A 22506-nucleotide genomic window follows, 5' to 3' on the forward strand; every position below is an offset into this window, starting at 1 on the left:
GAATTCAGGATTACCCACAAGTAACCCTGAATTTGGATTACTTGCGAAGTTCGTTTTGCTTCCATAACTTAAAGATAGCGGGCAAAACCAATAACGTGAGCAATAATGCCGATGCCATTCCACCAATCATTGGCGCGGCAATCCGCTGCATGACTTCCGAGCCGGTGCCATCGCCGTACATGATCGGTACTAATCCGATGATCACCGTCAGAACCGTCATCATGACTGGGCGAACACGCAGCCCTGCCCCTTCGCGTATGGCGTTGGTGAGGTCGTCTTTCGTCAATGTGGTATCTGTTTCTGCTGCATCCAACTTTTTGTAATGCCACGCTTGATTGAGGTAAACCAACATAATGACCCCAATCTCAACTGCCACTCCTGCCAGAGCGATAAACCCGACCCCAACCGCAATAGAAAAGTTGTAGTTAAGGTAGTGCATGAGCCATAAACCACCAACCATCGCGAGAGGCAGTGTCAGCATAATGATCAGCACTTCACCCACTCGGCGAAAACTGAAGTAGAGCAGCAGCATGATGATGGCAATCGTTATGGGCACCACGACACTCAAGCGTTCTTTGGCGCGTTCCATGTATTCATATTGCCCAGACCACGCTAATGAATAACCCGCAGGGAGCACCAACTCATTAGCAACCACTCGCTGAGCATCGGCGACATAAGATCCAAGATCTCGCCCTTCAATATCCACAAACACCCAGCCGTTAGGGCGTGCATTTTCCGTTTTGATCATCGGGGGTCCGTCTTCATAGCGAATATCGGCCACATCAGCGAGCGCAATACGCGCACCATTGGGAGTCACCAAAGGCAGGTTTTCCAGCATCACCACAGAGTTACGATACTCCTGTGGGTATCGAACATTGATTGGATAGCGCTCTAGCCCTTCAATGGTTTCTCCCACGTTCATGCCGCCTACCGCCGTCGAGATCACTTGCTGAACGTCTTTAATGCTCAAACCATATCGGGCAGCCGAGCGGCGCTTGATGTCGATGGTGACATAACGGCCACCCGCCACACGTTCTGCATAGACGGAAGCAGTGCCGTTAACTCCATTCAGGATCGGTTCGAGCTGTGCCCCTATGGTTTCAATAACCTTGAGGTCAGGACCGGCGATCTTGATACCAATTGGGGTCTTAATGCCGGTTGCCAACATATCGATACGCGTTTTGATTGGCATAACCCACGCATTGGTTAAACCGGGAAATTGAACTAAATCATCCAGCTCTTTCCGCAATGATTCGCTTGTTACCCCAACACGCCATTCGGACTTCGGCTTAAACTGAATAACGGTTTCGATCATGGTGAGCGGCGCGGGATCAGTGGCGGTTTCCGCACGGCCAATCTTGCCCCACACGGTGTCTACTTCGGGCACGGTTTTGATCAGCTTGTTGGTTTGCTGCAAGATTTCTCGCGCTTTACCAATTGAAATCCCCGGATAGGTGGTTGGCATGTACATTAAATCGCCTTCATCCAGAGGGGGGATAAACTCACTACCCAGTTTACTGGTGGGGTAATAAGCGGAAGCCATCAGCCCTAATGCCAACACAATCATCGTTTTAGGGAAGCGCAAACTCACGCCCAATAATGGCTTATACAGTGCTACCAGCCCTTTATTGATCGGGTTCTTGTGCTCAGGCAGTACTTTTCCCCGAACAAAGTACCCCATCAATACAGGCACCAGCGTGATAGCTAAACCTGCCGATGCCGCCATGGCGTAAGTTTTGGTGAACGCAAGAGGAGAGAACATTTTCCCTTCCTGCCCTTCTAAGGCAAACACGGGAACGAAACTCAATGTGATGATAAGCAGTGAGAAGAACAAGGGAGCGCCCACTTCTTCTGCCGCTTTACCAATTACCTGCCAACGGTTTTTATCGGTCAGGGGTGTGCGCTCAATGTGCTTGTGTACATTCTCAATCATGACGATGGCACCATCGACCATGGCACCAATCGCGATGGCTATCCCACCTAAAGACATGATGTTGGCGTTAATGCCTTGCCAGTGCATCACTATAAAGGCGGAAAGAATGCCAACTGGCAGGCTCAGAGCAATGACCAAAGAAGAACGGATGTGGAACAGGAACAAGGCACACACAACCGCCACAACGATGAACTCTTCCGCCAGCTTCTTCCAAAGGTTTTCTACCGCTGCGTTGATCAGCGTAGAGCGGTCGTACGTCGGCACAATTTCCACTCCGTCTGGCAAGCTGCGCTGAAGTTCTCCAAGTTTGTTTTTTACATTGGCAATCACTTCACTGGCGTTTTCGCCAAAGCGCATCACTATGACACCACCAGCCGCTTCACCCTCACCATTGAGTTCTGAAATGCCCCGTCGCATTTGAGGACCTAGATTAATGTCTGCAATGTCTCCTAATAACAGCGGTGTCCCTTTTTCAGTCACCTTCAATGGCAGCGATTTGATGTCGTCAATGCCACTCAAATACCCCGTTGTGCGCACCATATGCTCGGCTTCCGCCACTTCAATAACCGACGCCCCCGATTCCTGATTACCATTCTGAATGGCCATGTTCACCTGCTGTAATGTCAGGTTATAGGCACGTAGCTTGGCGGGATCGATTTGGATCTGGTATTGCTTAACCATGCCGCCTACCGTGGCGACTTCTGATACTCCCTCTACGGTTTGCAATTCGTATTTCAAAAACCAATCTTGCAGGCTTCGAAGCTGCGCCAAATCGTGCTGACCCGTTTTATCTTGCAGAACATAGCTGTATACCCAGCCCACGCCTGTCGCGTCTGGCCCTAATGTAGGTTTGGCATTGGTGGGTAAGTTGGGAGCCACTTGGCTGAGGTATTCGAGCACTCGCGAGCGCGCCCAGTACATGTCGGTATTGTCATTGAAGATGATGTAAACGTAGGAGTCCCCAAAGAAGGAATAGCCGCGTACGGTTTCCGCTCCCGGCACCGCTAACATCGCAGTGGTAAGAGGATACGTTACTTGATCTTCTACTACTTGTGGCGCTTGTCCGGGGTAGCTGGTTTTTATGATCACCTGCACATCAGACAAATCGGGAATCGCGTCCACAGGCGTATTTTTAACGCTGTATAACCCTCCCAAAACCAATGCCAGCGTCGTTAACAAAACAAGTAAACGGTTGTTGATGGACCATCGAATGATTGCGTTTATCATACTTAGCCCTCAGCTTCTATTTGCTTAAGTCGATATTCGCTGCCTTGCTTTTCGACTAGAAATCGAACTTTTTGAGTTTCCTGAAAGGGCGAAAGGTCTAGGCCATCCTCGACCGTGAAGTTCATTTCACCTTCTTCCCAACCCCACTCTGAAACGGGTGAGTGGCTCAGCGTGATCATGCCGAATTCCGCCATAAGTGTGCTCACTTCTCCGGTTAACCACACTTCTGCCGCGAGCACGCTTTCCCCCACTTTGTAGTCCACAATTTCGTATTGACCAGACTCGGTTTTCTGCATTTCGAAATCAATGGCTTGCCCTTTGCCAAGCCCTTTCATTTCTACGTTTTCAGCAAAAGTGAAATTCATCACCATACCCGGCCAACTCCATTCTGGTACTGGCTGATGGTTGATGGTTAGCATCCGGTGCCCTTCCATCACATCGGTAATTTCCCCTTTAGCCCAGACTGTTTCGGCATCTGCCTCCACTCCGTTGATGCGCGCTAGATCGGCAGTTTGGCTCGATTCAGAATCCAGCATGAAATGCGCGGAAGTCACTATTCGATCATTAACAGAAAGCCCTTGCAGCACTTCAATTTTATCTCCCGCCTCTCTTCCCACTTCGACTCGTGCTGAACGATATTTACCTTCGCCTTCAGACAATACAACTCGTGTCATTCCGCCCGATCGAATCACTGCCGATTTAGGAATGGTAAGCACAGATTCCTCACTCACAGGTTGCAACGTGATGTTGGCAAACATGTTCGGCTTCAACTCGCCTTGTGGATTGGAGAATTTGAGGCGAACACGAAGAGTACGTGTTTTCGGATCCAGTATTGGGTAGATGTAATCCACTTCACCTTGCCACTCAGTACCGGGCACCGAGTCGAGTCTCATACTGGCGTTACTGCCCGCTTTTACCCAATGCGCTTGACGTTCAAACACTTCGGCATCGACCCATACGTTATCAAGCGGCCCTGCGCTGATCACCGCTTGAGCAGGCGACAAATACCCGCCTTCACGAATGTTCAAATTCGCAATCACACCGTCTGCGGGTGCTTTCACTTCGATAGTTTGAGAGGCTTTTCCACGGCGAGTTATGATTCGAATTTGACTGCGATCCACCCCTAACGTCAGCAGCCTTTCTGTTGCCCCTTTCACTAACCCCTTACGGTTGGTTTTGTAGGCGCTGATCAACTCCTCTTGCGCTTTCACGAGCTCAGGCGAATACAGAGTAAATAGGACATCACCCTTAGTGACTTTCTCGCCCACTGCATTGATGTGCAGCTTTTCGACCCAACCCGCAACGCGCACGTTGGTTTGCCACAGTCGGCTTTCATCGAAGGCGATATAACCCACGGTTTCTAAGCTGGGCGTTAATGGTTCTTTCAATACATTGGCGGTTTTTACACCCAAGTTATTTTCGATAGACGGGTCTATTTTGATAGTGCCGACTTTGTCATTTTCTCCCGCGATATCCTCGGCATACACGGGAACGAGATCCATTCCCATAGGAGATTGCCCGGGCTTATCTCTTTTGTAATTCGGGTCCATCGGGGCGACCCAGTACAAAGGCTCATTTGCGCTCTTGGCTGCTGGGGTCGCCATCGCGCCCATGTTGTGGTTTGCTCCAGCTATGTAGTGATTCACGCCGTAGCCCAACGCTCCGCCCACCAATAATGCGATGGTGGCAACTTGCAGTGTTTTCATTGTTTTTCCCTTAAATAACAAATTCTCTAGCAAACGTTTTTTTAGCGAAATGATTCGCTGAGTTGAGGCGCACTCGCCTGATAGTCAAAACCGCGAAGCAAAGCCGCGAGATTGCTGTTCACTACATTCAAATCGGTGACAAGACGTTGCTGTTCCAATTGCAAAGCCAGCTCATCGTTGGACGCGGCAATGACGTCGCTGAACTGCGCGGTGTTATTTTGGTAACCTCGTTCGACGGCACGAATGCGCGCTTTTATTTGAGGTATAAGGGAAGATTGGTAACGCGCCAATCGCTGTTTTATGTTGGTTCTGTCACTCAGAAGGGTATTCACCTTGGCGTTCATTTGCTGCAATAAGGTGTCTCTTTTCAGTTGCGCTGCCCCCACCTGATATTGAGCTGCCGATACCTGCCTATCTTGGCGGTTATCGGTAAACAGCGGGATATCCAAAGTAAGATATGCACTCACGAGATCAGGCGCTGGTTCTCCTCGCATATTATTGGCTTGTCGGTTGGCGTACATCACTTCTACGCCAAATTGTGGAAGATACGCCTGCTCGGCAATGTCTATTTGGGTTTGGCTTGCTTGAATTTGGCTGTCTGCCATTTTCACTATTGGATGTTCTCCAAGCTGCTGAAAATGTTGAGTAGATCCTAGACGAGTCGCCAGTCGCGTCTCCAACAACGTCCAATCCAAAGTATTGGAAGCGTTCAACATGGCTTCTTCACTAGAAGGTAATTCCCCCACAGCTTGCCCTTCAGATAGGCGATTGTTTAGCCAATCAGCACCAAGCCATTCCGATAGCTGTGAAACGAATCGATACTGCATTTGCGCATTTGCTTCTAACTTTTCATCCAACTTGGCCACTTGAAGCTGTGCATTCAATAGGTCCTGCGCTTCACTTTTGCCATTGGCGTAATTGGTTTTAATGAAACGTTCAAGTTCAGAAATTAAGCGTCGTTTGTCGCGCAGAATGCGCTCTGAGGTTTGCACATAGCCTAATTCCAACCAGATTTGGGTTATTTGGTTGGCGATGTCCAATTCGCGGACTTGAATTTGAAAGCTTGTCCCATCGGCTTGCTGATTGGCTTGTTTTTGTTTGAGCTCCAATGTTGAACCTCGTTCAAACTGCTGCATCAGCCCAACAGATAAGTTCGTCATTGGATCTTGATCAAACTTAAAACTATCGATGGGTAAACCACCGAATCCAACTTTAAGTTTAGGATCCATAAGGGTGGCACTGGCAACCCCCATTTCACGCATTGCAGAAGATTGGGCGTAAACCTGCTTTCGGTCACTGTCCATCGCGATGGCAGTATTAATAAGCTCTGTAAGCGGGTGCTTTGCTTTCGCTTGCTCTGATAAAAGTATGCTCGCTGCGCCAGCCAATGCTGGAAATACAGCCAAGCATGCACCTATCGAGAGCGCGACTTTTCTTGGTTGTGATATCACTTTTTTGTCCAAAATCTGGGCGTAAAAACGCCGTTCAATCAAGCTTCTGTAAGTTAAGAAGCGTTAAAAATACAGAAATGGATTTAGGCGATAGGGGGGCGGAACAGAGTTTGGGTACGGGAAATTTCGTCACCAATCGTGACGGCATAGAAAGGAGAAAGGGTGAAGCGGGTATAAACGAGCACATCACTTACGGGTAAAGGCACAAATGTGGTCGCACAAACGGCGATGCAACACGTATGCCCACCATGGGAATCAGACAAACAACTTAACGATTCCGCAGATGTACCTGAACGATCTGAATGCATCATTTTCATTGAATGATTTGGGGTGGCATCGACAGAACTCACATGGCAAGGCGACGCCTTACTCGATGCTTGTTCTATCATATCGATCATCATCACTGGCGCGCTGGTCACAAATCCTGAAAACAGCAAGGCAACAATGCTAAGCACTGTAATCCAAATTGTTTTGAGTTGATTTGCCATATCGCACCTTTTATTCATTCTCTACCGACTCTAAACGTTCCCCTAGGGGGAAGGTCAATGGTTTAAAACACCGATTCCCACTATTAACATTTTTATAACCCACATCACATTAATCTAAAATTGGTTAATTTATGATCATTTCTATTATAGATATTACTATTATAGAAATTAGATATGATTAGAGAACCAGCAGAAACCCAATCAAGAAGCTTAAAAGTCGAATCCTTGCGTGCTGACTTTGTCGTTGTCGGCGGCGGATTATCTGGATTGTGTGCCGCTATATCAGCCGCGAGAAACGGATTACGAGTCATTCTTTTGCAAGACAGACCAGTATTGGGTGGCAATGCTTCAAGCGAAGTTAGGCTTTGGGTATTGGGGGCAACATCGCACGGAGGTAATAACAACCGCTGGGCGCGTGAGGGGGGAATTATCAATGAGATATTACTTGAAAATCAGTTTCGAAATCCGGGTGGAAACCCCGTGATATTAGATTCCATCTTGCAAGACTGGGCTGATAAAGAAGACAACCTAACCGTCATTGTCAACACTGCCGTGTTTCATTGTGAATGTCTCGATTCTCGTATCACGCAAGTTCATGCCTTCAATTCTCAAAACAGCACCATGTACCAAGTGAGCGCAGACTTATTTGCGGATTCCAGCGGAGATGGCATTTTGGTGCATCTTTCAGGGGCGGCCTACCGAATGGGGGCGGAAGAAGCCGAAGAGTTTAATGAACCAATGGCACCTGGTGATGATTACGGCAAGCTATTAGGTCATTCACTGTATTTCTATTCTAAAGACGTTGGGCATCCTGTGGATTTTGTTACGCCGGAGTTTGCATTAAAAGACGTGCCGACACTGATCCCTCGTTACCGTAGCTTCAAAACCACGGAACATGGATGCTCATTATGGTGGATAGAATGGGGTGGTCGCCTCGATACTATCCATCAATCTGAAGAGATAAAAACCGAACTTCAGAAAATCGTATATGGTGTTTGGGGCTACATAAAGAATTCCGGAAAGTTTCCTGAAGCAAAAAACCTCGCATTGGAATGGGTTGGCACAATCCCCGGCAAGCGAGAAAGCCGCCGAGGTGAAGGCGCTTACATGCTGACTCAGAAAGACATTGTTCAGCAAGTTATCCATTCCGATGCCGTTTCCCATGGTGGGTGGTCTATCGATTTGCATCCTGCCGATGGTGTTTATGGCTCGGAAAAATCGTGTAATCAATATCACGCCAAAGGCATTTACGGCATTCCACTTCGCTGTATGTATAGCCGAAATATCCACAATCTTTTTCTAAACGGTCGTCTGCTCTCTGCGTCTCACGTGGCGTTTGGCAGTACTCGGGTAATGGCAACATCGTCTGCAATTGGACAGGTTATTGGCACAGCAGCCTCGATATGCAAAAAAAACGACACATTACCCAATGCGATTCCCGATTCCCCTCTGATGCAAGCGTTAAAAGTACAGCTTTCTGCCGATGGGCATTATGTGCCGAATTATGATGCATTAAGCCATCAGAATTTAGCGAGCAGCGCTCACATTCGCGTTAGCTCAGAATACAGATTATCTGGTTTTGAACACACTGGCGGGTGGAAAAAGCTGGATGAGAGTTACGCCCAGCTCATCCCAGTAACAAGCTCTACCAATCAAAGTATGGATGTGCCTTGTCTCTGCAACGAACCCACAGAAGTTACCGTTGAAATTCGCATAGCCAAAAGAGAAAGCAATCACACGCCAGAAGAAATAGTGGCGGAATACAAACAAGCACTTTCCGCCGGAGAACAGTTGATCAGCATCCCTCTCACTATTGATTACCCCGATCAGTACTTATTTATCTGTTTTAAACAAAACCCTCACGTCTCCATTGGGCTAAGCGAAGAGATAGCAACGGGAATCCTAACGGTCAAACAAGGCGGCCTCGAAAAAGTCAGCACCAAAGCAAGACAAGAAGCGCCAAAAGATCTCGGTGTCGATAGCTTTGAATTTTGGGTGCCAGAAAGGAGACCTAAAGGTCAGAATATCGCTTTCAAATCGCCTTTTCCCTTGCATACCTTCGATAAGAAAGCATTGATTTACGGTCCATTGCGCCCGACGTCTTTACCTAACGCTTGGATGGCAAAACCTAATGATCCAAACCCAAACATTTCCCTCGAATGGCAACAACCCATAAGGGCAAAATCGTTGTGTCTCTATCTGGACTGCGACTACGACCACCCATTAGAGAGTGTTCAATACCGACACCACGATAGAGTGATGCCGCACCTAGCGCATCAGATTCGGTGCTTTGTAAATGGTCAGTTTTACCAACAAATTAGCGATAACCGAATGGGTGTCGTTCGAATTGAGCTTGATAGCGACATGCCTATCGAAAAACTCAGTCTATCAATTAGAAATTCTCAAGGTGCTCCTGTGTCGGTTTTCGGCATTCGGGTCCATGGTTAATCAACATATTGGAAAGAATTTAAGGTAAAAAACGTTATGAAAACCTATCTTGTTACTGGCGCTTCTGGTCGTGTAGGGACAGTACTCACACACCAATTATTAGAATCAGGTCATCGTGTGATTGGGCTAGATTTAAAAAACAATGAATTAAAAAATACACATTACACACATATTAAAACCGACTTTAGCGACATTAACGTACTGAGAACTGCGCTCTTAAACGTTGATATTGTTTTGCACATTGGCGCTTTTATGTCTTGGCGAGCAGAAGATAACAATGCCATGTACCAAGCCAATGTAACGGCGACTCAAATGCTGCTTGAGGCAGCAAGCCAACATGGATCGATTGAGCGATTTGTATTTGCCAGTACTGGAGAAGTTTATCCAGAAACCAACGCAAAATTTCTTCCGATAACAGAAGATCACCCCCGTGACCCAACTTCGTTTTACGGGCTCACTAAAAAGCTAGGGGAAGATTTGGTCGCGTTTTATCAACGACAAGGGCTAGAAACGTGTGTTTTGCGATTCCCTCATACCCAATCGGCAGATGAATTGTTGGATCCTCAATCTTTTTTCTCGGGTGCACGCTTTTTCTTAAGTGGGAAGATCAAGCAATTGGAGCACTTTGGTAAGCAAGACATCGCTGAGAAGTTGAAACCTCTTTTACAGCAAGGAGAGCAAGTCATTATTCAGCACGGCGAAGAAGACAATAAGCCCTACATGATGCACATCAGTGATGTACGAGATACTGCTGCAGGTGTACTGCTGGCAGCCACCCACAGCAACGCCGCCAATCAAACATTCAATTTAGAACCTGATGATGTCGTTGAATTCGATAAAGACGTACCTCAAATTGCCGAGAAGCTAGGGCTACCTATCACCAATATCTATATGCCGGGTACTGCCATTCGGTATACCACCAGTAATACCAAGATCAAACAATTGTTGGGCTATCAGCCAAGGTACAACTTTAGAGCCATGATCCAAGAAAGCGCTTCTAAAGAAAAACGTTAGCCAATTAGCGTCGCAAAAGCACGCAATACCAAAATATGACCGATAGTAAACCTAAGGAGAATCGATACGAAATGGAAAACCAACTCCACTAATTAAGGTCTCTAGACCTCAACTATTGCTTTTCTAGATGCAAGTCTGGAGAGGTAAAAATACACATCGTGTTCACAACGATTAAGGACGATTATGAATATGAAAGCCACACTGCTAAGCGGAGTTTTAGCCTTATCAGCGACTTTTACCGCTGCGGCAGAAACCTTCGTTTTAGTTAATGCCGACTCGATCGGGTCGCCCATGGATAAAATGAACAAGCACTTTGCTGAATTAGTAGAAGCACGTTCAGATGGAAACATTAAAGTCAGTTATATCACGGGTACTCAGCTCGGTACTCCCCCTCAAGTCATGGATCAAATTGCGTCAGGCTCTATTGATGCATTAGGCACTGCCGCTGCTTGGTTGTCAGCCTACGCACCCGATACACAAATTCTCACTTGGGGCTTTACCTTCAGAGATGGGCAACACATGTTCGACTTTTTCGATAGCAAGTTGTTCGACGGATTAACCGAAGAGATGCGAACCCAAGATCGTATCCGAGTGTTGTCCGCAGGGCCAACAGAACCAAGGATTGCTTATTTAGTGAAACCGCTAGGAAAAGACGGCGCATTCCAAGGTAGAAAAATGCGCATCCCTCAGATTCAGTCCTATCTAGAATTGTGGGGAGCGTTGGGCGCACAGCCAACTCAGGTAGCTTGGGGTGAAGTTTACTTAGCCATGAGTACAGGGATCGTAGATGGCGCAGAAGGTCCACCAACTGCTGCCGTTGCCCAGCGATTCCACGAAGTGGCACCAAATATCTATCTAACCAACCATGTTTGGGCCACATCAACGATTGTTTTTAATGAAGATAAATTCAACAGTATGTCGCCAAAACATCAAGAGTTGCTGGTTAAAGCAGCAAAAGATGCCGCGAAATGGGCTTACGACGACGCCACCAGCCGCAGGGAAGAAGTGCTCTCTAAAATGCGTGCTGCCGGCGCAACAATAAATGAATACGACTCCACTCCACTTCGCGAAGCCGCGCTAAAAGCAGTCGGTAAAGTAGAAGATCAAGGTCTGTGGAAAAAAGGCTTATTTGAAGCTGTACAAAAACTATAAAACCACGAGTACGCCGGGTTTCCCGGCGCTCTTTACATTTCGCTATTGCCTGCGCATTTTTGAGAGGTTCGAATGCAAAAAATACTCAAGTCTTTTATCTCTTGGCAGGGAAAAATTGAAATGGGCATCTGCATGTTTCTGACACTTGCTATTGTCATAACGATCGCTTACCAGATCATTGCACGTTTTTTTTTCAATGCCCCAATCGCATGGATGGAAGAAGCCGTTACCATTATGTTCATTCTGCTCACATTGCTTTCTGCAGCAGTTGCTACAAAAGAGAAGCGCCATATCATTGTCGACCTATTCCCTAAAGGCGAAGTAGCAAGGATTCTGAGCATTGTAATGTCTATTCTTACTGTCGTTACACTCGTCACATTGCTGGTGCACATCAGCCCAATATTAAAAACAGAGCTACGCAGAAGTACGATTTCACTCCCGATCAATTTCCCCATCGCATTTTACAATTCAATCCCGCTGATTTACTGCTTTATCTCTATTTGTATGTCCATCAGTTACGACGTTCTTTTTGAACGCAAAGCCGATCAGGAGGCGTTAGTTTAGATATGGAAGCACTTCTACTATTGGCTATATTGTTTGGGCTCATTTTCCTACGGATGCCCGTACCATTTGCAATGCTCACCGCTGCTGTTGCGTTTATTCTGATTCAGAAATGGACAGGAAGCATGCCGTTATTTTCCGTAGCAGGGATCAAGATAATTCCTCAACGTATTTCGCCCTCATTGGAAAGTTTTCCGTTGCTAGCAATACCCTTATTTGTATTGGCTGGCAATTTGTTGAATGTGTCTGGCATCACAGACCGCATTTTTGCGTTTGCCCGCGCACTGGTCGAACACATTCATGGCGGTCTTGCACACGTGAATATACTCGCTTCCATTGTGTTTTCTGGTATGTCGGGCGTGGCGACCGCAGACGCAGCAGGTCTTGGCACCATTGAGATCAAAGCTATGAAGAAAGCGGGCTACGATAAAGCATTCAGTGCAGCGGTCACGGCGACGTCTTCTATCATCGGTCCTATTATTCCACCCAGTGTCATCATGGTGATTTACGCGGTGCTGTCTGGGGAGTCCATTGCAAAGCTCTTTTTGGCCGGCATTATTCCGGGTCTTGTTTTAGGCGGCATACTCATGCTGTTGATTTATTTTCTCGCCGCGACAGGTCGAGTCTATTCGCCAGTACAGCCTAGAGCATCACTAAAACACGTGCTGTATACGGCGTGGAGAGCACTCCCAGGGTTACTTGCCCCTATCATTCTGATTGGCGGACTACTTACAGGTGTCGCGACACCGACTGAACTTGGTGCCATTGTGACCATCTATGCCGTAGTACTTGGCTTATCGACGAAAGAGCTCACCTTCGATAACTTTATAGAAGCACTCAAAACAACGGTTTTTACGATTGGTGCCTTGGTGTTTATTCTGGCTTGCGCTGCACCTATATCTTGGTTGATTTCGGTTTTAAATGTCCCTGCTACCTTACAACAGGCGTTACTCACCATATCAGACAACCCCATAGTGCTGCTTTTGATGATCAACGGAATGTTACTTGTCGCGGGGTTACTGCTTGAGACCACAGCGATACTGCTGATTGGGGTTCCAACCTTACTGCCTTTAGTTGAAGCGATTGGCATGGATCCGACGCAATTTGGGGTCATGATGATCTTTAACTTGCTGATTGGGGCAATAACGCCACCATTTGGTGTCATTTTGTTCATCATGATGGACATAGCCAAAGTCAGTTACGGTGCGTTGGTACGTGCCATTATTCCGTTCTATATTCCAATATTGATTACGCTTTTGATCATTACATTTGTGCCAGCCATTACGCTATTTTTACCTGCGCTAGTCACCGGAGGATAAAACACCACTCATCCACGTCACTTATTGGCACCATTGGGGTTACCCCAAACGTGAAAGGAATGGCATTATTAATGGCTGAGGAGCGAGCAATATTCATTCAATGAATCTCGCTCCTGATTTTGAGGAGAATTACTTTGTCATCACAACCCAATCAAAGCCTAATTGATGGCATTCGCTGCTTTCAAGAATTAACTGCAAGCGAAGCGCCTTTAGGCAACAAAGAGCTAGCTGAACGTTTAAACATTAATGTTGTAAAAGTAAATCGCTTGCTCAGAACGTTAAAATCCATTGGCATGGCAGAGCAAAACTCACAGAAGAAGTACATGCCGGGACCAGCCGTTCATTTACTCGCGGCACAGAGCTTTCACAGTTCAACCCTGTTTCAAGCGGCAACTAGAATTGCCATCAAAACCAACTACGCCGATCGCACATTAGCCATAGGTGTTCTTTGGAAAGACATGGTGGTTTATATGTATCACGCCACGGCTAACCAAAGCCCGGCAGAGGGGTTAGGGGGATATCATATTTATCATGTTTCTCAGTCATCCATCGGGCAAGTACTGCTAGCAGATCTTGATGATTCAGAAATTGAATTAAGAATTGAGCATTGGGAACAAGCCCAAAAAGATCAGATTATTCAGCAAATACAAGACATCCGATCCAGCGGGTACGTGTGTCATTTAAATGAAAACCAATCGGTAATAAACATTGCAAAAACCTTCACTATGGAAGGGGCGACTGCGGGCATTGCCTTTACTGATTTCGAGGTTCAAGAAGCGGGTCATCATGAATACGTCGCACAGCTTCAAGATCTGATAGATGAAATCAGCACCAACCCAGAACACTAATTCAAATTTCCTTCTGCTGCTTCAGCTTAACAGGTGGTTTTCTAGCAAAAAAAGCCCCTCCAGTGGAGGGGCAAGAAGTACCATCGCTTATAGTTATAAGTCTATGCCAGTAAAAGCGTTTCTTATATACCTGTTTGTTAACCAAAGTCGCCGTTAACGTAGCCTTGTGTTCGGTCATCTTTTGGCTGGCTGAAGATGACTGGAGTATCATCATGTTCAACCAATTCGCCCATCAAAAAGAACGCAGTTCGATCTGAAATGCGGCGAGCTTGCTGCATGGAGTGCGTGACGATAACGATGGTGTAATCTTTCTTTAGCGATTCCATCAACTCTTCAATTTTGTGCGTAGCAATCGGGTCGAGCGCGGAGGTCGGTTCGTCCATTAAGATCACATCCGGCTCCATCGCAATGGTGCGTGCAATGCATAAACGTTGCTGCTGTCCACCGGATAAACCAAATGCATGAGATTTCAAACGATCTTTCACCTCATCCCACAATGCCGCGCCGCGAAGTGATTTCTCGACGACAGAGTCGATGTGTTTTTTGTCTTTCACGCCTTGAGCTCGCAATCCGTAAGCCACGTTTTCGTAAATGCTCATTGGGAATGGGTTCGGTTTTTGGAACACCATGCCGACTTTGATGCGCAAGTCAGACACATCGATATTGCCATAGATGTTCTCGCCATCCATATCTAGTGTACCCGTTATCTTCACCCCTTCGATCAGATCGTTCATGCGGTTTAAACAACGTAAAAGTGTGGATTTACCACAGCCCGACGGACCAATCAATGCCGTCACCTGACGAGATGGAATAGGCAGATTGATGCTCTTAAGGGCTTGGTTGCTGCCGTAAAAAAGATCTAGATTTTCAATATCAAACTTGTTCATTGCTTACTCTCTTAATTCTTTAAATCTGTGTCATTTTGCTTAAGCAAAAGGTTCTGTACTTTTCCGTCGCGGTACCAGTACGTTGAGGTATCAGTACGTCGCGGTATTGAAACGTCTTGCGATAAATTTGGTGATCATGTTGATCAACAAGACAACGACGATAAGAACAGTGGCTGTACCGTAGGCTTGGTTCCACTCTTCAACAGTGAACAGCTCGGTTGTCAGCTTATAAAGGTGAACGGTTAGCGTTCGACCAGAATCCAACAAAGAATCTGGAATGCGCGCAACCATGCCCGCTGTTAGGAAAACAGGAGCGGATTCACCAATGACACGACCAATACTAAGAATGACCGAGGTTAAAATACCTGGCATTGCGCTTGGCAATATTAAGCGCCAGATAGTGTAGATTTTGGAAGCACCAAGGCCATAGGAGCCTTCGCGGAACGTTTGTGGAACCGCCATTAGGGCTTCTTCTGTTGTACGGATGATGACAGGGAGAATGAGGATACTCAGTGTTAACGCACCCGATAGAATCGAGAACCCGAGACCCAATATGGCAACAAAGAACGTCATACCAAACAGACCAAATATGATGGAAGGTATCCCCGCCAGCGATTCAGTACAGAAACGGATGATCTTCACGAGCTTGCTACCCACTTTGGCATATTCCGTCAGGTAGATGGCTGTCATGATGCCAAGTGGTGCCGCCACCGCGATGGATGCGATTACCATGTAGATTGTCGACACAATCATAGGGAAGATACCTTGCTCATCTCCAGTGCGTGTGTAGTCGTCGGTGACGAATGCCCAGTCGACATGTTTCAATCCGTTGGACAAGATGTACCAGATTATCCAAAACAGAAAGCCAACCGTCAGCGCAGCGGAAATCCAAACAAACGCGTTTAGCATGCCATCTTTAAAGTTACGTGCTTTTTTCAGCTTACTTACTTGAGTGTTATTGCTCATGATTACTTCGCCTTCTCACGGTTTAGGTACAGAAGAACGGCATTCAAACTCATGATGAATACCAGCAATACCACGCCTGTCGCGTAGAGTGCGCTAGCGTGAACGCCACTTGCATAAGACATTTCGATGGCAATGTTCGCGGTTAGGGTACGTGCGGAATCCAAAATGCCTTCTGGCATCGCTGGGGCATTCCCCATAACCATAATAATGGCCATGGTTTCACCCAGAGCTCGGGCAATACCCAGAATCACGCCAGTCATGATGCCTGAACGCGCAGCAGGAACGAGCAGCTTAAAAATGGTATAGATTTTTGATGCACCCAGAGCCAAAGAGCCTTCTTTGTAGGTTCTCGGAACGGCGCGAATAGAGGTTTCGGATACGGTGATAACCGTGGGTAGAATCATCACACCCAATACGATAATCCCAGCTAAAATCGTGTTACCTGCCGGAACATTAAAGATCTGCTGTATCAGTGGAACAATGATAACCAAACCGAAGAATCCGTATACCACGGAAGGAATTCCCGCTAACAGTTCAACCGCAGGACGGATGATATCCGCAAGGCGCTTTGGCGCAATTTCAGCAATAAAGATAGCGGTTAATACACCGATAGGTACGCCCACAATAACCGCGCCAAAGGTAGAAACTACCGACGCGACAATCATGGTTGCGACACCGTAAAGTGCTGGCGGCAACCAGTCCTGCCCAAAAACGATGCCGGATGCACCTGCTTCTTGGAAGGCTGGAATACTTTCTGCAACGATGAAATAGGCAATAGTTGCCAAAGAAACGATGCCGATAACGGCACTGCTCAGAAATAAAGAATGGAAAATACGCTCTTTCCAATCTACGCGCTTTTTCTCACGCAGTGGACGGTTTTTTTCTGCGTTTTCGCCACTCATAGACTTTTCACTATTGATCGCGATGGTCATAACAAATACTCATATCGAAAGGTTCGAAATGGAAAACGCTCAGCCCTCGCGGACTGAGCAAATATTTTAAAAAGGAGCTTAGTTAACTGTGATGTAGCCTTTTTTCGCTACAAGAGATTGCGCTTCAGCAGCCACCATCCAGTCTAGGAACTTCTGAGTTTCTGCTGATGGTTTGCCTTGTTTGAATAATACAAGGAATGGGCGAGCCACTTTGTATGAACCGTTTTTCACGTTATCTACAGTGGCTGGTGTACCGTCGATTTCAAGAGCTTGAACCGATGAATCAACCGTACCTAAAGAGATGTAACCAATAGCAAATGGGTTGCTTGCTACCATGGTTTTAAGTGCACCATTACCATTCGCAACTTGCGCACGTTGAGAAATTGCCGACACTTTTTTACCAGAGATTTTCTTTTTCAGCTTCATGATGTCTTCAAATGCACCACGAGTACCTGATGCTGTATCACGAGTAATAGCAACGATAGGCTTGTCTGCACCGCCAACTTGTTTCCAGTTAGTCACTTCACCTTTGTATATAGCAGTAACTTGTTCAGCCGTTAGCCCCTTTAGACCATTCTTAGGGTTAACAACAACCGCGATACCGTCACGAGCAACAACCAGTTCTTTTAGCGCTGGCTCTTTTTCAGAACTTTTTAGGTTGCGAGATGACATACCTAGATCCGCACTTCCGTTTTTCGCTGCTTTCACACCAGCAGAAGAACCAGGACCTTGAACTTCAATGAAGACGTTTCCGTTCGCTTTCATGTAAGTCTCAGAGAACACTTCCATCAGTGGCGTAACGCTGCTAGAACCGACAGCAGAGATAGTTTCTTTAGCTAGAACTGGGTTTACCGTTAGTGTGCCTAGTAGAGCCAATGCACCGATTACTGTTTTTTTCATCACAATTTCCTTTAGTGGCATTCATCGCCGTTGTGTTTCACTTGACGCTGCTAACTTTAGGAGGGATTTGTGACAGTTGTGTTTCACTAGTTTGAACCCTGTATGACAAGGTGTAATTTTTGAGAATTCTTGCATTTCTCCTGTTTCACATTCTAAATTTATCTTCAACTTACTGCGTCAACCTGGCTATTGCTGCCCGAAACAAGGTGAGCTTTTACATGTCTATATAGAGCTATGGATTTTGTATAGACGTACTAGAGAACATTTTTAAATGTTTTCTGGTCTTCGGTTTTTCGTTAAATATGAATGCATATATTATTTAACCCATACTTATTTAGACAAAACTAAATAAGTATGGGTTAATTGATAAAATTGAGCTAATTAACAACAATTTTAGAATTAGAATCACATTTCCATTGAAATAATAAAGTTATAATTAAATCTTATCGAGCAATTTAACATTATTAATACCCTTACAAAAACCAATCCTATATTTAGTTTTAAAGCATCTCATCAATAAATAACCATGCTATTCGTTAAGTTGGTAAAATGGATAAATTTCTAAAAATAAAAGCTTTTGTTACTGTAGTAAATGCCAATAGCTTCTCTCTTGCCGCAGAGCAGCTTTCTGTTTCCATATCAACCGTCAGTAAACGTGTACAATATCTTGAGAAAGAAGTGGGATATCAATTATTAAATCGAAAGGGAAATAAAATATCGTTAACCAATAAAGGAATCGACTTCTATCAAAAGGCCCGAGACTTACTGCATGGCTATAATGAGCTAATGATGCCCAATATAGAAAGCACGATGAAAGGTACTGTTAGGCTTGGGCTGCCGCGACGTTTTGGTGAAGACGTTGTTTTTCCTATCTTATTAAAGTTCATCAATCAATACCCCGACATCCATCTAGATATTTGTATGAATGATACAAGAGAGTCTATTTCACGTATGGGGTATGACTTAGTTTTAAGAATTGGGAAAGTGACCGAACAAGATGTCGTCTCTGTAAAGCTTGGGCAAATACCTCGAGTACTTGTTGCCCCTTCTAACTTAGTCCCTAAACAAGAAAGGGATAACATTCATTATATTAGCCAGTTACCTATCGTTTTAAATGTAGCGACAACCTTTTCATTGTATAAGAATTTTTTATCTAACTACGTTTCAACAGATAACGTAATTATGAAAGTAAACTCCGATAGATGTGCAATTAATGCCATAATGTCAATAAATGCTATCTCTATACTTCCGTACTTTAATATTAAAGAGAACGTTATAAATGGTGATATGGTTATATTGTTAAAAGAAAAATCATTACCACCACAAGATATCAGCTTAATATTTCCCAACAGGCAACTATTAACAACACCTACCCGAACTTTAATTGATTTCCTCAAAAAAAATTTGGCCGAAATAATCCCAAGCCAATCTTGTATTATTGAAAACCCTATAATCAAGCCAGAATTAAGCAATGAACTTTAATTTAGGATTTTATAATATAAAAATAGAGGGGAATTCCCCTCTACTTCATATTGATAATTTTCCTAACACCCTAACTCCACCCTTCTATCATTAAATGACCTCAACAATAGTTATTAGTGAATAAGGCTCGGATGAGCTTATTCTCTATTGCGTCAATGGGCTCGCTAGAGAAACAGAGATGTTAGCATCCGCATAGTCATCTGATAGCCTTTCAACGGATTCCACAACTAAGCCCATATTGGAGCCGGCTGAGAGCAATCTTGCTGTGCGACCATTAGATGGTTGGCTACAATTTGCTAGCGTCGAAATCTCTTGTTGCGTTAATGGAATCGCTGCTCCTGCTGTGATGTTGTATTGACTGCCATCGACAGTCGTGAACTTACCAGACATCGCCGCACCGTATTTACGTTTGGCCACATTACCTAACACCCAGCTAAGGTTAGACTGACCAAATTCATCCTTCATCCAGTGCCAATCCCAGTTGCTACGCCCAGAAATATAAGAATATTTATATTCATCGGCAATTTTTTGAGGACCATTAAGACCAATGGTGCTTCCAAAGGTTTGCGTCATGGTAGGTCGATTGGTTGGATGATCAGATCGCGCATTCCCACCCCAGCGCAGGAACCCTTCGAAATCTAGGTTGTAGCTTAGATAAGCAAATGAATTGTAGGGAATGTCAGCCTTTTGCTTAAACAAAGTGAGCGTTATATAGCGCTTATTCATGGCAGGAACTTGCGCTCGGTACTGTGCTTTTCGGTCAACCGAGGTGGATTTGCCATCCGTTTCACTCCAACCTTGGCTCGCATTGAATTCGGCTTTGATTTCAGACGAAGCGCCACCAATAAGTGGTACACCAACTTCGTATTTGTTTGTCACGCTGAGCGATTGACCAAACGAGAAGTTATCGGTTTTTGTCCAACTTGTCGTTTCGTTGTACCCAATATCGACAGGTGCTGTGTCTTCTGTCGTTCCGCAGTTGTACACCATTGCATCAACAGTTGCTAAAGCTTCACGGTCGTACACTTCTGGTTCACCCAACACCAATGTCGCTGGGTTTGTCACCAATTTGACGTCTTTCACTTTCATCTTTAAGCGCTTGTGTGCCCAATAGCCATCGGCATGCGGATCATTACTGTTGTATCGCGCATTGATGCTGTATGTCTTTTCATCAATACGCCTCACTTCCATATCTTCACCGATATAGCGTGATTTAGTACCACCAGCCCAACCAAAGCCTAAATAATGTCCAAGGTACGACAGAGGTTTATAGAAATCTGGATCGTTAAATACGTTGTATTGTAGGGCTTCAACATTTCCACCATCGGCATACGCTTTGTTTGGGTAGCTAGGTAATGCTGGCAGCTGGCTATTATTTACTGTAGGGGTTGCACTGCCTGAAGCACCGTCTGGGGATGAACTCGCCACTGCGATGGAAGGCGCAATTACAAGTGCAATACTTGCTGCTAAGGTACATAAAGCAAAAGGTTTTCTTTCCATTATTATCTCCTTTGTGTTTGCAAAATCATTCTTATGCATTGAGGTTGGAGAGTGAATATCAGTGGAATAAAACCGAGTTTTCCTAAATAGAAATTGCTTTTTGATAGTTTGATCAGTATCAGTGCGATTTATGACCTAGAGATCATGCGTACTTTCCTGACCGTAATTTAAATACTCAATACACAGGTCGTGAAAGGCTTGCGCTTGCGGAGATATAGTGCGATCAGACAATCTAAAAATCCCTATCTCACGTTGTAATGGTGGATCGATTAGGGGTATCCAAGTCAGGCGTGTTTCATTGGTAGGAAACGCTAGTTTTGGAAGTGTTGTCACACCTATCCCTAACTCAAGGACAGAGAACAAAGAAGTAATGTTTTCTACAGAGTAGAGTGCTCGCTCACTTAGCACTCTGGCTGGAGTCGATTCCAGCAATGTACATGTGCCATTTCGGATAAAAGGCTGCTGTAAGAGGGTTTCCCATTCAATGCCTTCTTGTTTGCTCGCGATTGGGTTGTCTTTCAAGCACACCACACCAATCGGGTCTGAAATCAGCGAAACAAAATCAATGGATTCTTCTTCCAAGTGTGAGCAGTTACCCAAAGCGAGATCGACTTCTCCCGACATCAACCGAGACTCTACACCGGCAGCATTGTCGTCGACTAAGCTCACTTCCACACTAGGGAACTGTTCACAAAATGCTGCCAGCACACTTGGAATCAGTTTGGCGGCGACTGAAGGAACGCTGGCGATACGTACCCGACCTTGCTGACCAGCCGCTGCCGCACGCAAATCGTTATCCAGCGCATGGTACACATTTAGAAACTGGGAAATTTTAGGGACACAAATTTCACCAAATGGCGTCAACGCAGACTTATTGCCACTTTCAAACAGTGGTTGCCCTAATGTGCGCTCTAACTCCTTAATAGAAGTGGAAAGCGCCGCCTGAGATCGATTCGCTCGATGCGACGCCGCTCTAAACCCCCCTTCTTCTACGACCAAAGAAAAATGCATCAGTTGTTGTAGCTTTATATTCATAACTTTTCTCTCAGCCCTTTTTGGGATTGATGCCAAACACGATGATAAATTTTACTTATCAAATGTAAAAAATTTACCGTTAGATTTATCACCTGTCAAAAGGCAATATTTAACCATCAAGAAACAATTTTGTTACATATTGGAACTGAGACGTGAATACACAACCTAAAAAACACCCGATCAAAACTGAACTTTTTGCTTCCAAAGCACCACTAGAATGGGCAGTCGTTGGAAACGGCACGCTTTACACTGCTCAAATTCCCATTGATGAAACGGGTGCGGTTGTTGAAGGTGGTATCGAAGCCCAAACCCGACAAACTTTCGCAAACTTAAGCCATACCCTTGAGTGCGCTGGCGAATCTATGGATTCAGTCTTTCAAGTTTTAATTTACGTGACCGACCGCGAATATCTTCAAACAGTTAACCGTGTTTATGCCGAGTACTTTAACGCCCCCTTCCCTAACCGTGCAGCCATGGTTGTAGCAGGCTTGGCTAGAGAGGAAATGTTGGTCGAGTTCGTGGTGTACGCTTCTGCGACGCAGGCTCAGTAGCTTGTTTTAGGCAGCAACCAATAACGTAAGCCTCAATAAACACGACATATATTCGAACACGCTGCAAAACGTCTATAACAATAAGAGATGAGCAGCCAAAGAACAG

The 22506-nt window shown here is 45.5% G+C and carries 18 protein-coding genes; 8 read left to right on the forward strand and 10 right to left on the reverse strand.

What is annotated here, in order from left to right; all coding sequences use genetic code 11:
• Positions 1-37: 37 nt before the first annotated feature.
• The 4 genes from VPNCDNU1_RS15830 to VPNCDNU1_RS15845 all read right to left on the reverse strand — a co-directional run bounded on the left by VPNCDNU1_RS15830 (position 38) and on the right by VPNCDNU1_RS15845 (position 6805).
• Positions 38-3160, reverse strand: a complete 3123-nt coding sequence (locus VPNCDNU1_RS15830; RefSeq protein WP_104401214.1) for an efflux RND transporter permease subunit — start codon at positions 3158-3160, stop codon at positions 38-40.
• A gap of 2 nt (positions 3161-3162) precedes the next feature.
• Positions 3163-4866 (reverse strand): efflux RND transporter periplasmic adaptor subunit, encoded by a 1704-nt coding sequence (locus VPNCDNU1_RS15835; protein WP_104401215.1) that lies wholly within the window; start codon positions 4864-4866, stop codon positions 3163-3165.
• A 41-nt stretch (positions 4867-4907) separates the two neighbouring features.
• Positions 4908-6284, reverse strand: coding sequence for a TolC family protein (locus VPNCDNU1_RS15840; RefSeq protein ID WP_371410798.1), 1377 nt, complete (start codon positions 6282-6284; stop codon positions 4908-4910).
• Positions 6285-6400: 116 nt separating this feature from the next.
• Entirely contained in the window at positions 6401-6805 is a 405-nt protein-coding gene (locus VPNCDNU1_RS15845; protein ID WP_104401216.1) for a hypothetical protein, read from the reverse strand.
• A 174-nt stretch (positions 6806-6979) separates the two neighbouring features.
• On the opposite strand from VPNCDNU1_RS15845, the gene VPNCDNU1_RS15850 reads away from it, so the two are divergent.
• From VPNCDNU1_RS15850 to VPNCDNU1_RS15875, 6 genes are all read left to right on the forward strand, one after another.
• Positions 6980-9253: an FAD-dependent oxidoreductase gene (locus VPNCDNU1_RS15850; protein ID WP_104401217.1), complete on the forward strand. Its 2274-nt coding sequence runs from the start codon at positions 6980-6982 to the stop codon at positions 9251-9253.
• A 36-nt stretch (positions 9254-9289) separates the two neighbouring features.
• Positions 9290-10267 (forward strand): NAD-dependent epimerase/dehydratase family protein, encoded by a 978-nt coding sequence (locus VPNCDNU1_RS15855; protein WP_104401218.1) that lies wholly within the window; start codon positions 9290-9292, stop codon positions 10265-10267.
• Positions 10268-10450: 183 nt separating this feature from the next.
• Positions 10451-11419: a TRAP transporter substrate-binding protein gene (locus VPNCDNU1_RS15860; protein WP_237324153.1), complete on the forward strand. Its 969-nt coding sequence runs from the start codon at positions 10451-10453 to the stop codon at positions 11417-11419.
• A 72-nt stretch (positions 11420-11491) separates the two neighbouring features.
• On the forward strand, positions 11492-11983 hold the full coding sequence (locus VPNCDNU1_RS15865) for a TRAP transporter small permease (RefSeq protein WP_104401219.1): 492 nt from the start codon (positions 11492-11494) through the stop codon (positions 11981-11983).
• Between the two features lie 2 nt (positions 11984-11985).
• The gene (locus VPNCDNU1_RS15870) at positions 11986-13299 is read left to right on the forward strand and encodes a TRAP transporter large permease (protein WP_104401220.1); all 1314 of its coding nucleotides are present in this window, start codon (positions 11986-11988) and stop codon (positions 13297-13299) included.
• 134 nt (positions 13300-13433) lie between these two features.
• Positions 13434-14147: a helix-turn-helix domain-containing protein gene (locus tag VPNCDNU1_RS15875; protein WP_104401221.1), complete on the forward strand. Its 714-nt coding sequence runs from the start codon at positions 13434-13436 to the stop codon at positions 14145-14147.
• A 137-nt stretch (positions 14148-14284) separates the two neighbouring features.
• Here VPNCDNU1_RS15875 and pstB read toward each other — a convergent pair whose 3' ends face one another.
• The 4 genes from pstB to VPNCDNU1_RS15895 all read right to left on the reverse strand — a co-directional run bounded on the left by pstB (position 14285) and on the right by VPNCDNU1_RS15895 (position 17832).
• Positions 14285-15034, reverse strand: a complete 750-nt coding sequence (gene pstB / locus VPNCDNU1_RS15880; protein ID WP_104401222.1) for a phosphate ABC transporter ATP-binding protein PstB — start codon at positions 15032-15034, stop codon at positions 14285-14287.
• Between the two features lie 90 nt (positions 15035-15124).
• Positions 15125-16000 (reverse strand): phosphate ABC transporter permease PstA, encoded by an 876-nt coding sequence (gene pstA, locus VPNCDNU1_RS15885; protein WP_104401223.1) that lies wholly within the window; start codon positions 15998-16000, stop codon positions 15125-15127.
• Positions 16001-16002: 2 nt separating this feature from the next.
• Entirely contained in the window at positions 16003-16932 is a 930-nt protein-coding gene (pstC, locus tag VPNCDNU1_RS15890) for a phosphate ABC transporter permease subunit PstC (RefSeq protein WP_104401224.1), read from the reverse strand.
• 78 nt (positions 16933-17010) lie between these two features.
• On the reverse strand, positions 17011-17832 hold the full coding sequence (locus VPNCDNU1_RS15895; RefSeq protein ID WP_104401225.1) for a phosphate ABC transporter substrate-binding protein: 822 nt from the start codon (positions 17830-17832) through the stop codon (positions 17011-17013).
• 549 nt (positions 17833-18381) lie between these two features.
• On the opposite strand from VPNCDNU1_RS15895, the gene VPNCDNU1_RS15900 reads away from it, so the two are divergent.
• Positions 18382-19314: a LysR family transcriptional regulator gene (locus VPNCDNU1_RS15900; protein WP_104401226.1), complete on the forward strand. Its 933-nt coding sequence runs from the start codon at positions 18382-18384 to the stop codon at positions 19312-19314.
• Positions 19315-19458: 144 nt separating this feature from the next.
• Here the strand turns inward: VPNCDNU1_RS15900 and VPNCDNU1_RS15905 are convergent, their stop codons facing one another.
• Both VPNCDNU1_RS15905 and VPNCDNU1_RS15910 read right to left on the reverse strand, forming a co-directional pair.
• The gene (locus tag VPNCDNU1_RS15905) at positions 19459-20814 is read right to left on the reverse strand and encodes an aerolysin family beta-barrel pore-forming toxin (RefSeq protein ID WP_104401227.1); all 1356 of its coding nucleotides are present in this window, start codon (positions 20812-20814) and stop codon (positions 19459-19461) included.
• A gap of 135 nt (positions 20815-20949) precedes the next feature.
• Positions 20950-21849 carry a LysR family transcriptional regulator gene (locus VPNCDNU1_RS15910; RefSeq protein WP_104401228.1) on the reverse strand — a complete coding sequence of 300 codons (900 nt, stop codon included), beginning with the start codon at positions 21847-21849 and terminating at the stop codon, positions 20950-20952.
• Between the two features lie 152 nt (positions 21850-22001).
• On the opposite strand from VPNCDNU1_RS15910, the gene VPNCDNU1_RS15915 reads away from it, so the two are divergent.
• Positions 22002-22400 carry a RidA family protein gene (locus tag VPNCDNU1_RS15915; RefSeq protein ID WP_101110320.1) on the forward strand — a complete coding sequence of 133 codons (399 nt, stop codon included), beginning with the start codon at positions 22002-22004 and terminating at the stop codon, positions 22398-22400.
• Positions 22401-22506: the final 106 nt, after the last annotated feature.

This window comes from Vibrio penaeicida, from assembly GCF_002933855.1.
In the GTDB taxonomy this organism is placed as follows: Bacteria; Pseudomonadota; Gammaproteobacteria; order Enterobacterales; family Vibrionaceae; genus Vibrio; species Vibrio penaeicida_A.